Annotated in this window: 13 protein-coding genes and 1 tRNA gene; 11 read left to right on the forward strand and 3 right to left on the reverse strand. The window is 60.1% G+C overall.

Annotation, left to right across the window (positions count from 1 at the left end; genetic code table 11):
• Positions 1-111 precede the first annotated feature (111 nt).
• Entirely contained in the window at positions 112-1,092 is a 981-nt protein-coding gene (gene ppk2, locus J3A71_RS27455) for a polyphosphate kinase 2 (RefSeq protein ID WP_016484500.1), read from the forward strand.
• A 5-nt stretch (positions 1,093-1,097) separates the two neighbouring features.
• On the opposite strand, the gene J3A71_RS27460 is transcribed toward ppk2, so the two are convergent.
• Positions 1,098-1,634, reverse strand: coding sequence for a hypothetical protein (locus J3A71_RS27460; RefSeq protein ID WP_016484499.1), 537 nt, complete (start codon positions 1,632-1,634; stop codon positions 1,098-1,100).
• Between the two features lie 131 nt (positions 1,635-1,765).
• Here J3A71_RS27460 and J3A71_RS27465 point away from each other — a divergent pair, with 131 nt between their 5' ends.
• Complete coding sequence (locus J3A71_RS27465; protein WP_016484498.1) at positions 1,766-2,209, forward strand: hypothetical protein; 444 nt, start codon at positions 1,766-1,768, stop codon at positions 2,207-2,209.
• A gap of 179 nt (positions 2,210-2,388) precedes the next feature.
• On the opposite strand, the gene gabP is transcribed toward J3A71_RS27465, so the two are convergent.
• Positions 2,389-3,774: a GABA permease gene (gene gabP, locus J3A71_RS27470; protein WP_016484497.1), complete on the reverse strand. Its 1,386-nt coding sequence runs from the start codon at positions 3,772-3,774 to the stop codon at positions 2,389-2,391.
• A gap of 639 nt (positions 3,775-4,413) precedes the next feature.
• Here gabP and J3A71_RS27475 point away from each other — a divergent pair.
• The 5 genes from J3A71_RS27475 to J3A71_RS27495 all read left to right on the forward strand — a co-directional run bounded on the left by J3A71_RS27475 (position 4,414) and on the right by J3A71_RS27495 (position 8,720).
• Positions 4,414-5,187: an ABC transporter ATP-binding protein gene (locus J3A71_RS27475; protein WP_016484496.1), complete on the forward strand. Its 774-nt coding sequence runs from the start codon at positions 4,414-4,416 to the stop codon at positions 5,185-5,187.
• Positions 5,188-5,198: 11 nt separating this feature from the next.
• Complete coding sequence (locus J3A71_RS27480) at positions 5,199-5,951, forward strand: ABC transporter substrate-binding protein (protein ID WP_016484495.1); 753 nt, start codon at positions 5,199-5,201, stop codon at positions 5,949-5,951.
• 54 nt (positions 5,952-6,005) lie between these two features.
• The gene (locus J3A71_RS27485; protein ID WP_016497593.1) at positions 6,006-6,698 is read left to right on the forward strand and encodes an ABC transporter permease; all 693 of its coding nucleotides are present in this window, start codon (positions 6,006-6,008) and stop codon (positions 6,696-6,698) included.
• On the forward strand, positions 6,698-7,387 hold the full coding sequence (locus J3A71_RS27490; RefSeq protein WP_016497592.1) for an ABC transporter permease: 690 nt from the start codon (positions 6,698-6,700) through the stop codon (positions 7,385-7,387). The genes J3A71_RS27485 and J3A71_RS27490 overlap by 1 nt, the downstream gene beginning before the upstream one ends.
• A 127-nt stretch (positions 7,388-7,514) precedes the next feature.
• Positions 7,515-8,720 carry a methyltransferase gene (locus J3A71_RS27495; RefSeq protein ID WP_096425469.1) on the forward strand — a complete coding sequence of 402 codons (1,206 nt, stop codon included), beginning with the start codon at positions 7,515-7,517 and terminating at the stop codon, positions 8,718-8,720.
• A 275-nt stretch (positions 8,721-8,995) separates the two neighbouring features.
• Here the strand turns inward: J3A71_RS27495 and J3A71_RS27500 are convergent, their stop codons facing one another.
• Positions 8,996-9,265, reverse strand: a complete 270-nt coding sequence (locus tag J3A71_RS27500; RefSeq protein WP_016484491.1) for a DUF3077 domain-containing protein — start codon at positions 9,263-9,265, stop codon at positions 8,996-8,998.
• A 566-nt stretch (positions 9,266-9,831) separates the two neighbouring features.
• On the opposite strand from J3A71_RS27500, the gene J3A71_RS27505 reads away from it, so the two are divergent.
• The 4 genes from J3A71_RS27505 (at position 9,832) to J3A71_RS27520 (ending at position 12,163) form a co-directional block, all read left to right on the forward strand.
• Positions 9,832-10,080: a hypothetical protein gene (locus J3A71_RS27505; RefSeq protein WP_060518051.1), complete on the forward strand. Its 249-nt coding sequence runs from the start codon at positions 9,832-9,834 to the stop codon at positions 10,078-10,080.
• A gap of 98 nt (positions 10,081-10,178) precedes the next feature.
• A tRNA-Thr gene (locus J3A71_RS27510) sits at positions 10,179-10,254 on the forward strand.
• A 726-nt stretch (positions 10,255-10,980) separates the two neighbouring features.
• A complete protein-coding gene (locus J3A71_RS27515; RefSeq protein WP_033744332.1) occupies positions 10,981-11,778 on the forward strand; it encodes a BRO family protein in 798 nt (265 codons plus the stop codon).
• 145 nt (positions 11,779-11,923) lie between these two features.
• Positions 11,924-12,163, forward strand: coding sequence for a hypothetical protein (locus tag J3A71_RS27520; RefSeq protein WP_096425468.1), 240 nt, complete (start codon positions 11,924-11,926; stop codon positions 12,161-12,163).
• The last annotated feature ends 1 nt before the right edge of the window (position 12,164 follow it).

The raw sequence follows: 12,164 nt of genomic DNA on the forward strand, positions 1-12,164 counted from the left end.
GCGGGTTTTTTGTTGTCTGTAATATTTGCTCATTGACCAGCATCAAATAGCCATCACTCGCTCACCTTCATAATCGAAGACGGATACCCGTATCGACCAGCAAGGACCTCCATGAGCGAAGAATCCCCCCTCCTGCTCCCCGCCCCCAGCGAACCTGCCGTTACCCCAATCCGCACGCGCCGCCCACGCCAGCGCAAGCCGGAACCGGCGATCACCCGTATCAGCCAGCAACCCGCTGCACTGGAAGTTGCCACCGCCCCGAAGGGCAGCAACGAAGACAGCACCTCGGCCCACCTGCCGGCCAGCTACCCCTACCGCACACGCCTGCGACGCCAGGACTACGAAAAGGCCAAGCACGCGCTGCAGATCGAGCTGTTGAAGGTACAAAGCTGGGTGAAGGAAACCGGCCAGCGTGTGGTGATCCTGTTCGAGGGGCGCGATGCCGCAGGCAAGGGCGGCACCATCAAGCGCTTCATGGAGCACCTCAACCCACGTGGCGCACGCATCGTCGCACTGGAGAAGCCGTCCGAGCAGGAACAGGGCCAGTGGTATTTCCAGCGCTACATCCAGCACCTGCCCACAGCGGGTGAAATGGTGTTCTTCGACCGCTCCTGGTACAACCGCGCGGGCGTCGAGAAGGTGATGGAGTTCTGCACACCGCTGCAGTACCTGGAGTTCATGCGCCAGACACCGGACCTGGAGAGAATGCTGTGCAACAGCGGCATCCTGCTGTTCAAGTACTGGTTTTCGGTGAACCGCGAAGAGCAACTGCGACGCTTCATTTCACGCCGGGACGACCCGCTCAAACACTGGAAGCTGTCACCCATCGACATCAAGTCGCTGGACAAGTGGGAAGACTACACCGCGGCCAAGGAAGCGATGTTCTTCCACACCGACACCGCCGATGCGCCGTGGACGGTGATCAAGTCCGATGACAAGAAGCGCGCGCGGATCAACTGCATCCGCCACTTCCTGCATTCGCTGGACTACCCGGGCAAGGACCACAGCGTGGCCCACGCCCCGGATGCGCTGCTGGTCGGCAAGGCCGCTCGCGGCTTCGAAGAAGACGAGCTGGTCGCCCAACCAGCCTGAAGCGCCTAGAAGTTGGCCATGGCACTGCAATAATCAGCTTTGCGCCGGGCCACGTCCTCGGCCTTGTCCAGGCGCTTGAGCGTGCCGCCGCAAGCGCTGTAGCCGTGCACCACCAGCTCGTAGTCGGCGCCTTTTTGCGGCACGAACGAGAACATGCCCAGGCAGTTCTGCACCGTGTCATAGCCGGCCGAGCGCCCCCCATCGAGAAAGTGCAGGGTAAACGGCTTACCGGCAGGCACCAGCACTTCGCTGACTGCGTCACCCGCCCGGGCAGATGCACTGGCAGGCATGCCCAAGGTTTCGCCATTGCGGTCGGCGAAGCCTTTGGTGGGTACCGCAATTACTCCGGCACCGGGGCTGTACCAGTCCACACAGTCCTTTTCCGGTACCGCACGTACCATACCGTCGGCGATTACCCGCAGGCGTGCGGTGTCACCGCCACTGGGCGAGCCGTAGGGGGTATTGAAAGATTTGACTGCGGCAATGTTGCCGCAGCCGGCAAGAGCGGCGGCCAGCAGGCCGAGCATGACGGGTGCTTTCATCCGTGAATGTCCTTTGCGCGAATGCCGAATGTCCGGCAGCCTGAGTCAGACCCGCCAATGCCGCTTGGGTTTCACTGCCATCTGCGATTCAATACGCACTTTTCCAGCACCACCCAAGGACTCAAGCCCCCATGGCCACCCCTACCAAGCAACAGAAACGCGCCAAGCGCGCCGCCAGCAAGGCCAAGCAGAACCGCATGGTGCGTAGCGGCCAGGCGGTCAAGCCCAGTGCCGGCGACAGCGCCAGCGTCGAGCAGGTATACAACAAGGCGATGGAGTCGGGCAGCTACGACGCGATGTTCGAGAAGATGAAGGAAGCCCAGGAAGGCGGCCTGGTGCCGATGATCTCGGTGTTCCTGGTAGACCCACTGCTGGCCCTGGTGCTCAAGGGGCACAAGGAAGAGCACGCCACCGACTACATCGTGCTGGTGTTCAACGCCTACCGCAAATGGCTGGACGGCGCCGACGAAGAGGCCACCATGGCCTGGCTGGAAAGCGACGAGTTCCAGGCTGCCTACATCACCGCATCCGAACTGGTGGCCAAGCAGCAGCAACAGCAGAAGCAGTTTGGCTGACAGGGCCATTTAACCTGCAAGGGCCCTATCGCCGGCAGCCAGCTCCCACAGGGTCATGACAGGCCTGAGTGCAGCAGGATTCCTGTAGCAGCTGGCTTGCCGGCGATAGGCCCGGTACAGGCAACAAAAAAGGCCGCACCCTCTACAGGACGCGGCCTTTTCATTACAGCCAGCGCGGATCAGTTATCCAGCGCCACCCGCCCGGCAGCTTCGCGCTTGCGGTGTACCAGCAATCCAGCCGCTACCACACCAATACTCAGCAACGCAGTCGCGATGATCTCCGCACGGTGATCCTCACGCAGCGCCATGACCACCAGAATGGCGACGATGAAGGCAATGGTCGCCCAGGTCAGGCCCGGGAACAGCCACATCTTGAAGGTGATCTTCTCGCCACGGGCCTCACGCTGGCCGCGCATGCGCAGTTGCGACACGGCAATCACCAGGTATACCAGCAAGGCAATGGCGCCAGAGCTGGCCAGCAGGAATTCGAACACCTGGGCCGGGGCCACGAAGTTGGCGAACACGCAAAGGAAAGCCGCTGCAGTGGACAGCAAAACCGCCACATGCGGGGTTGCCGCCTTGGTGGTGCGCTGGGCGATCGCCGGGGCGTCGCCACGCTTGCTCAGCGAGAACAGCATGCGCGAAGAGGTATACAGCGCCGAGTTCAGGCAGCTGGTCACGGCGATCAGCACGACGATGTCGACGATCAGCTTGGCATTCGGCACGCCGATGCGGCTCAGCACAGTCTGGTAGGAACCGGTTTCGGCCAGGGCCGGGTCGTTCCACGGCACCAGGGCCACGACCAGGAAGATCGACACCAGGTAGAACAGGCAGATACGCCAGATGACCGAGTTGGTGGCGCGGCTGATCTGCTTGCCCGGGTCCTTCGACTCGGCAGCAGCAATGGTGACGATTTCGGTACCCATGAACGAGAACATGGTGGTCAGCATGGCTGCCAGCACTGCGCCCAGGCCGTTAGGCATAAAGCCTTGGGTATCGAACAGGTGGCTGGCACCGCTCACCTGGCTGCTCGGCACAAAGCCGAACATGGCCGCACAGCCCACGGCGATGAAACCGATGATCGCCAGCACCTTGAGCAGGGCGAACCAGAACTCGAACTCACCGTAGTTCTTCACACTGCACAGGTTGGTCAGGGTCAGCGCCAGGGTAATGATGAGGGAGAACGCCCACAGATCCACCGCAGGGAACCAGGCATGCAGAATGGCCGCGGCAGCGTTGGCCTCCAGCGGAATCACCAGCACCCAGAACCACCAGTACAGCCAGCCAATGGTAAAACCGGCCCAGCGCCCGATGGCGCGGTCGGCATAGGTAGAGAACGAACCGGTGTCAGGCGAGGCGACCGCCATTTCACCCAACATGCGCATCACCAGCACGACCAGCGTACCGGCGGCGGCGTAAGCCAGCAGCACGGCCGGGCCGGCAGCTGCGATGGCGTGGCCGGAGCCTACGAACAGGCCGGCACCGATGACACCAGCGATGGACAGCATGGTCACATGCCGTTGTTTGAGCCCCTGAGCGAGGTCATTGGAATTGTTACCGCTCATAAAACTACCTTTGTAAGGAGTGGACCACTCCGACTGCGGGTACGGAGCGCGCCAAGGGTTGACCTAGGCGTCGCTGCAATCGGCGGTTTCCTACTGGCAATAAGCGCGCCATCTGCTGAATGCATTCGTCAGAAAATTTCACGGGCCTTTTAGCACGCGGTTTGGAGGGCTTTCGGCCACGGCTTGACCGAAAGGACGCCAAATCATCGGATTACTGAAATACCCACTTACAAACGCACCAAAGGTGCTCCTCGGTAACACCCGTGCACCACCGCAATGCCAGAAAGTGCAACCTTGAGGTACAACCCTTTAGCCTGTGGCGCGTCCACAGATAAGGCTGCCCCCTGAGAACACCTTTGACCTAAAGGTCGGATTTACCCCTCGAATGGGCCAAAACCGCTTCCATGAGCGGGCTAAAGCTGGCACCATCGCGCCTTTTTTCATCAAGGCTCTGGTGCTGGGCGACACCTTCGCGGACATCTGCGCGACGTTACGCTGTAGCGATGCGACAAACTGCCCCACCAGTGCCCACAGTCCCTGGCAACCCTGTTGGCCGCCATAATGCCGCTATGCTAGCTTGGCGCACGCCAGGAAGGCCGCCAATAGCTGGGAACGCACCCGAACACATGAGGACCGCACATGGCTCAGGCCACGCCCGCGCTGGAAATCCGCAATCTGCACAAACGCTACGGCGAGCAGGAAATTCTCAAGGGCATTTCGCTGACCGCGCGCGACGGTGACGTGATCTCCATCCTGGGGTCGTCAGGCTCCGGCAAGTCCACCCTGCTGCGTTGCATCAACCTGCTCGAGAACCCGCACCAGGGCGAAATCCTGGTTGCTGGCGAAGCCCTCAAGCTCAAGGCAGCCAAAAACGGCGACCTGGTCGCTGCCGACAACCGCCAGATCAACCGCCTGCGCAGCGAAATCGGCTTTGTCTTCCAGAACTTCAACCTGTGGCCGCACATGTCGATCCTCGACAACATCATCGAGGCGCCACGCCGCGTGCTCGGCCAAAGCAAGGCCGAGGCCATCGAAGCCGCCGAAGCGCTGCTGAACAAGGTGGGCATCTACGACAAACGCCACAGCTACCCCGCCCAGCTTTCCGGTGGCCAGCAACAGCGTGCCGCCATTGCCCGTACCCTGGCCATGAAGCCTAAAGTGATCCTGTTCGACGAGCCCACTTCGGCCCTCGATCCGGAAATGGTCCAGGAAGTGCTTAACGTTATCCGCGCATTGGCCGAAGAAGGCCGTACCATGCTGTTGGTAACGCACGAGATGAGCTTTGCCCGCCATGTGTCCAGTGAAGTCGTCTTCCTGCACCAGGGCCTGGTCGAAGAGCAGGGATCGCCGCAGCAGGTCTTCGAGAACCCGAACTCGGCGCGTTGCAAGCAATTCATGTCAAGCCACCGCTAACGGAGCAATACATGCACACATACAAGAAGTTTCTCCTGGCAGCTGCTGCCACGCTGGTGATGTCGGCAAACGCCATGGCCGCAGAAAAACTGCGCATGGGCATCGAAGCCGCCTACCCACCGTTCAACAACAAGGATGCCAGCGGTAACGTGGTTGGTTTCGACAAAGACATCGGCGACGCCCTGTGCGCCAAGATGAAAGTCGAATGCTCGGTCGTCACCTCCGACTGGGACGGCATCATCCCGGCCCTGAACGCCAAGAAGTTCGACTTCCTGGTGTCGTCGCTGTCGATCACCGACGAGCGCAAGCAGGCGGTGGACTTCACCGAGCCGTACTACTCCAACAAGCTGCAGTTCATCGCGCCGAAAAACGTCGACTTCAAGACTGACAAAGAGTCGCTGAAGGGCAAGGTCATCGGCACCCAGCGTGCAACCCTGGCCGGCACTTACCTCGAAGACAACTTCAAGGGCGTGGACGTGAAGCTGTACGACACCCAGGAAAACGCCTACCTGGACCTGGTGTCCGGCCGCATCGACGGCATCCTGGCCGACAAGTACGTGCAGTACGAGTGGCTGAAAAGCAAAGACGGCTCCAACTTCGAGTTCAAGGGCGAGCCGGTGATGGACAGCGACAAGATCGGCATTGCCGTGCGCAAAGGTGACACCAAGCTGCGCGACGAGCTGAACAAAGCCCTGGCAGAAATCAAGGCCGACGGCACGTACAAGAAGATCAACGACAAGTACTTCCCGTTCAGCATTGAATGACCCGCCCTGACCGGCGCGCCCACGTGGCGCGCCAGTCCCTAAAATGACCTGCCCATGAATATCGACCTGCACGGATTCGGTCCGGCCATGATGGCCGGCACCTTGATGACCGTAAAACTGGCGCTTTGCGCCTTGCTGCTGGGGCTGGTGCTGGGCCTGCTCGGCGCCCTGGCCAAAACCTCACCGCTCAAGCCCCTGCAATGGCTTGGCGGCTTCTACTCGACCCTGGTTCGTGGCGTGCCCGAACTGCTGTGGGTACTGCTTATCTATTTCGGTACCGTCGGGCTGATGAACAGCCTCGGCGAAGCCCTGAACATGCCGGGCCTGGAGCTTAGCGCCTTCGCGGCGGGTGTAATCGCCCTGGGCCTGTGCTTTGGCGCCTACGCCACCGAAGTGTTCCGTGGCGCCATCCTGGCGATCCCCAAGGGCCACCGTGAAGCGGGCCTGGCGCTGGGCCTGTCCAAGGGCCGCATCTTGTCGCGGATCATCCTGCCGCAGATGTGGCGTATCGCCCTGCCCGGCCTTGGCAACCTGTTCATGATCCTGATGAAAGACACCGCGCTGGTGTCGGTAATCGGCCTGGAAGAAATCATGCGTCACTCGCAAATTGGCGTGACCGTGACCAAGGAGCCCTTCACCTTCTACATGGTCGCAGCCTGCATCTACCTGGGCCTGACCGTCATTGCCATGACCGGCATGTACTTCATGGAAAAACGCGCCGCTCGCGGCTTTGCGAGGGCTGAATAATGAATTGGGAAGTCATCTTCAAATGGCTGCCGCGCCTGGCCGAGGGTGCGGTCCTTACCCTGGAGCTGGTAGCCATTGCCGTGGTTGCCGGTTTGATCCTGGCCATCCCGCTGGGCATCGCCCGCTCCTCGCGCCACTGGTACGTGCGCGCCGTGCCGTTCAGCTACATCTTCTTCTTCCGCGGTACGCCGCTGCTGGTGCAGCTGTTTCTGGTCTACTACGGCCTGGCGCAGTTCGATGCAGTGCGCTCGAGCTCGCTGTGGCCGTACCTGCGCGATCCGTTCTGGTGCACGGTGCTGACCATGACCCTGCACACCGCCGCGTACATTGCCGAGATCCTGCGTGGCGCGCTGCAATCGATCCCCAAAGGTGAGATCGAAGCGGCGCGGGCGCTGGGCATGTCGCGGGGCAAGGCGCTGTTCTACATCATGCTGCCCCGTGCTGCGCGCATCGGCCTGCCGGCGTACAGCAACGAAGTGATCCTGATGCTCAAGGCCAGTGCCCTGGCCAGCACCGTGACCCTGCTGGAACTGACCGGCATGGCCCGTACCATCATTGCCCGTACCTACCTGCCGGTAGAAATCTTCTTTGCCGCAGGCGTGTTCTACCTGGTGATCTCGTTCTTGCTGGTGCAGGGCTTCAAGCTGCTGGAGCGCTGGCTGCGCGTGGATGCCTGCCAGGGTCGCTGAGACCTTACTGGCCATTTCGCGGGTGAACCCGCTCCCACAGGTACATCACAGGCCTTGAAACCTGTGCTAATCCTGTGGGAGCGGGTTCACCCGCGAAGAGGCCTTCAAACCCAACACACATCTACCCATGCCCAGCCACCTCCATAGCCACCACCTAAGCACCCGCTTCAAGGCCCTCGACCAGTTCCTGATCGAGCACCAACAGCTGTGGAAACCCCGCCCCTTCACCACCCTGCAACTGGCCTGGGAAACCACCCACCCCCAGCTTGCCGCCCACCTGCGCCAATGTTCCCTGGCAGACGCCGAAGCCGACAGCGCCGCTGACCGCTTGCCAGCCCCATTCCCGCAACTGTCCGAGCAGGCCCGACAGCTCGCCGCCCTCGGCAGCCTCCCGCAAACCGACTTGCCACCTGCCGCTCACCGCCTGGACGTCGCCGTCCCCGGCCGCAAATGGCAGCAGATCGAAGCCTTCGCCAGCCACCTGGCCTTCCGCGACCCACCCCACCACTGGCTGGACTGGTGCTCCGGCAAAGGCCACCTCGGCCGTCGCCTGCTACAACCCGGCCAGCAGTTGACCTGCCTGGAATACGACGCCGAACTGGTTGCCGCCGGCCAGGCACTGAGCGCCCACCATCACTTGCCAGCACAGCACGTACACCAGGATGTGATGGCCAGCGACAGCGCCCGCCACCTGGCCGGCGACAAAAGCGTGGTCGCCCTGCATGCCTGTGGCGACCTGCACGTCCGCCTGATGCAACTGGCCAGCCAGCAAGGCTGCCGGCAACTCGCCGTAGCCCCCTGCTGCTACAACCGCATCGCGGCGCCGCACTACCAGGCGTTATCCACAGCCGCGAAAGCATCGAGCCTGCAGCTGTCGCTGGACGACCTGGGCCTGCCCCTGAGCGAAACCGTCACTGCCGGCGCCCGCGTGCGGCGCCAGCGCGACACCTCGATGGCCCGCCGCCTGGGCTTCGACCTGCTGCAACGCCAGCAGCGCCAGACCGGCGAATACCTGCCAACGCCGTCGCTGCCGGTCGCCTGGCTGGAAAAGCCCTACGAGCAGTACTGCCGCGACCTGGCCGACCTCAAACAACTGCCCTTGAACGGCAACCCGGACTGGGCCGCCCTGGAAGCAGCCGGGTGGCAACGACTGGCCGAGGTACGCAACCTGGAGCGCGTACGTAACCTGTTCCGCCGGCCGCTGGAATTGTGGCTGGTGCTTGATCGCGCCCTGTTCCTCGAAGAACAAGGCTATGAGGTACGCCTGGGCCTGTTCTGCGATTACCCGCTGACCCCGCGCAACCTGCTGATACTCGCGGAACGTGACCTTTAGCCGCAGCACAACCTGTGGATAAGTCTGTGAACAAGCTTTTGATTACCTGTTGGATCCAAGCGCTATTTCAAGGGTTTGGCTTATTCCTGGTCGCAGCTGCAGGCCAGTAAAAACAGGCATTTGCGCAAAGACCAGCGGCGTAGCGATGCGGCATGCCTTTCGCGCAAGCCGCCAATGCCACTTGTGCATAAACATTTCTTATGGTTGGCGCAAGCGGCTTTTGTGGAAGCGGCCTTGTGCCGCGAAAGGGCTGCAAAGCAGCCCCTCTCAAAGTCTCAGTGCGCCTTACCTTTGGCGATCTCGATATCGTTCATCAGCGCCTTGGCCATGTCGCACAGGTAATCGGCAGCCCCCAGGAATTTATGGTCGTCCTCCATATCCCCCTCGCGCACTAGGTGCTTGATGTAGCCCATCAGGATCGAGACATGCTCGTAGGCAGCGTCCACCGGAACGCCGGGTTGAACGCGAAGCAGATTTAGGGATGGGTTACCGGCTGCAAGGAAGGTTTCCACGCCTGCGGTGGTGACTGGCTCATCTTGTTTCATGGCAAATCCTCATTCACGAAAAAGGAGGCTGCCAAAAATCTTTCTCACGGATTTGGGGCGGCAGCCGTACGCGGGGTGAGAAACCGAGTGAATAAGGAAGCCCGGCCAGACCGAGGTCTGCCCACGTACGGCCACCATGACAGGTAGCGCTTATTCAAAGTCGGGCTCTCACACCCGGTCGCCTGAGCGACCCGAAAACAGTATCTGTGAGCCACTTCCCCGACAACAGCGATCCTTCGGCAGCGCGCGTAGGATACTTCCGAACCCTCCAAACCCTGAAGCTTTTGGCCTCCTGGTTCAGAATTTTCATACAGCTTACGGCCTCTTCGCGGGCACGCCCGCTCCCACAATTACTGCACCACTTTCAAGGCAGTCACTAAACCTGTGGGAGCGGGCATGCCCGCGAAGAGGCCATGCCAGACAACACAAGGCTAATGCTCACCCGCCGTAACGGTGTATCATCCGCCCCCCAAATCATTAAAAAGTGACGTCGCGCGCTGCCCGCCAGCCCCGCGGCCGTCTGGCGTTGCGCCAGAACCGACAATGGACCAACGGACCCGACCATCGTGACCCGAGCCAAATCCTTCGCTTTGTTGACCCTTGCCCTGGCCATCACCGGCTGCGCCAACGGCCCCTCGCCTCACCACAACAGCAACCTTGGCTGGAACCACCCCGGCATGCAACTGGGCGGCGACAACGGCCTGCCCCTGCGCACCGAAAGCCCCTGCCGCAAGCGCGGCTGCGACAACGACAAGCTGTTCTTCAACCCGGGCAAAAGCGAGCCAAGCGTCAACACCATCCACCGCGGCTGGTAGGAAAATTCTCCTTTTGGGCCGGTGACTTAGGTCTTTTGCGAACATTCGCAAGGAAGTGGTTTACAGGCGCCAAACGATCGTTATAATGACGCCCCATTGCCGGTATAGCTCAGATGGTAGAGCAACTGACTTGTAATCAGTAGGTCCCGGGTTCGATTCCTGGTGCCGGCACCACCAAATCAAGCAGTTACGCGCGTTTCCTCATGTCGTTTAGACAGTACGCGTAACAACGCACGTAACAAGAGGCGTGTGCAGAAGCAGATCTGCGCGTCACCCTCGAGCAGCCTCCCCCTAGGGGCGACCACCGTTTGATGTTGACCCATCGGAAAAAGGTTAGGTCGGTTAGTTTTTTGGCGAACAGGCTGCATCCCTCTCCGTCTCTGGGCTCCAGAAGACCTGTAAAAGTTAGGTTTTGGTTAAGTAATAGTAATTTCCTTACCTTTTCCTATAGTCAGTTTCTGAAAAATAAAACCCTTTAAAATCAGGCACTTGAGAATCCCTAACCTCAAACCTAACCATTCCTAACCATCCAAAGTTAGCTGCCAACCCCAGCAAATCCGGGCACCTCAGCCTCCATCAAGCCCCCTCCACAAAAACTTACCTTTTTCCCATGGGCTCCCCCAGAACGAGACGCCCCAGCTCCCCTTTCGCCACCAGAAACCCCTCCGCTGCAGGGATTCGCAGAACTCGCACACAGCTCATCACCCCACCAAGCCCAGACACGGGGCGGTCTGACCCTGGCTGCAGGGGCGCAGAAATTCCGACACGTTTAGCCCGCAGGCGTGGCGGGGGGACGAGGGCGCGCGCCGGGTGTAGGACGACTTGTCGGCCGTTGCCAGGCTGGGCAAACTATTCAGATCAGAGCTCCACACTGGACGAGACACCGCAAGGAACGCGTCGATGACCATCCCCGTGCTTTTTGAGTTTGATGCGCTGCCGGTACGAGTGATGACAGGAGAAGATGGGGAGCATTGGTTCTGCGCGAAGGACATTTGCACAGTCCTTGGCTACAGCAATGCGAGCAAGACTGTGGGCGACCACTGCCGAGAGAAGGGTATAACGAAACGTTACACCCTCACCGAGAAAGGCCAGCAGGAACTCCAGTTCATCGATGAAGGCAACCTCTACCGCCTGATAATCAAAAGCAGGAAGGAGGAGGCCAGAAGCTTCGAGTCGTGGGTCTGCGATGAAGTACTGCCAGCTCTCCGAAAGACCGGCGGGTATCAGTTGGATAAACGCTCGACGGCAGCCACTCGTATTGCTAACCACCGACTTCGCCTAGCTTTAGGCAAAGAGCTCTATCGCACTCGAGACCCAGCGCTACGTACGTTAATCCACCAGCAACTAACTGACGTGTCTAATGCATTGGGCCTACCTACCCCAGAGATCGACAGCCTGGGTCGCACCGAACCCATCGCGCCGGATATCCTTAAGTCTTTCTGGGAGGCTTTGGCTTATCTCGACGGCAAAGGGGTGGACTATAACCACACCAGCCGCTCAAACGTTCTGGCGGTCAATTTGCCAGAGCTCTCCCGCTTGATCAGAGAACATGGGCAATCGCTTCGATTCGACACAGCCCTGCGTGAGGCCATGTGGAAAAGTCGCTCGCCTAGGTGTCTGCACAAAAACATCGCAGTTCACAGCCGATTAACCGGAGGCACTATCAAATGCTGGGTTTTCGAGCGATTGACAGAATGAGGATGGATGTAACGGTTCGGAACTTTAAGCCTGAGACGCTCGCTTTGATGGGGCGCGAGCTGATTCTTAGATCAAGCAAACACCGTAGTTACGCTCAGCTACCCCCAACCGCAAAGGCAACCTCCGCTCTCAAAAAGGAAAAAGAATGAAGCTTGATACAAATAAGGTTGAGTCTGTTCTAAACGACGCGCGTTCAGCAGTCCAAAAACATGACCTAGGCCTTGGGGCATTTCATGCTGCTGGCTACGCACGTGGGGCGATTGAAACATTAAGGAACCTAGGTCTCATAAGCTCAGTTGAATTCAATCGATTGGAGCGGGAAGTAATGATCAAGGAAGCTGATGCTGACATGGTAGATGCATTAGGTTGCGACGACGAAAACTAGA

This window comes from Pseudomonas sp. PvP089 (assembly GCF_017875165.1).
In the GTDB taxonomy this organism is placed as follows: domain Bacteria; phylum Pseudomonadota; class Gammaproteobacteria; order Pseudomonadales; family Pseudomonadaceae; genus Aquipseudomonas; species Aquipseudomonas fortuita.

Coding starts and splice junctions, on each gene's coding strand:
- ppk2 (WP_016484500.1), top strand. CDS start 112: ATGAGCGAAGAATCCCCCCTCCTGCTCCCCGCCCCCAGCGAACCTGCC.
- J3A71_RS27460 (WP_016484499.1), bottom strand. CDS start 1,634: ATGAAAGCACCCGTCATGCTCGGCCTGCTGGCCGCCGCTCTTGCCGGC.
- J3A71_RS27465 (WP_016484498.1), top strand. CDS start 1,766: ATGGCCACCCCTACCAAGCAACAGAAACGCGCCAAGCGCGCCGCCAGC.
- gabP (WP_016484497.1), bottom strand. CDS start 3,774: ATGAGCGGTAACAATTCCAATGACCTCGCTCAGGGGCTCAAACAACGG.
- J3A71_RS27475 (WP_016484496.1), top strand. CDS start 4,414: ATGGCTCAGGCCACGCCCGCGCTGGAAATCCGCAATCTGCACAAACGC.
- J3A71_RS27480 (WP_016484495.1), top strand. CDS start 5,199: ATGCACACATACAAGAAGTTTCTCCTGGCAGCTGCTGCCACGCTGGTG.
- J3A71_RS27485 (WP_016497593.1), top strand. CDS start 6,006: ATGAATATCGACCTGCACGGATTCGGTCCGGCCATGATGGCCGGCACC.
- J3A71_RS27490 (WP_016497592.1), top strand. CDS start 6,698: ATGAATTGGGAAGTCATCTTCAAATGGCTGCCGCGCCTGGCCGAGGGT.
- J3A71_RS27495 (WP_096425469.1), top strand. CDS start 7,515: ATGCCCAGCCACCTCCATAGCCACCACCTAAGCACCCGCTTCAAGGCC.
- J3A71_RS27500 (WP_016484491.1), bottom strand. CDS start 9,265: ATGAAACAAGATGAGCCAGTCACCACCGCAGGCGTGGAAACCTTCCTT.
- J3A71_RS27515 (WP_033744332.1), top strand. CDS start 10,981: ATGACCATCCCCGTGCTTTTTGAGTTTGATGCGCTGCCGGTACGAGTG.
- J3A71_RS27520 (WP_096425468.1), top strand. CDS start 11,924: ATGAAGCTTGATACAAATAAGGTTGAGTCTGTTCTAAACGACGCGCGT.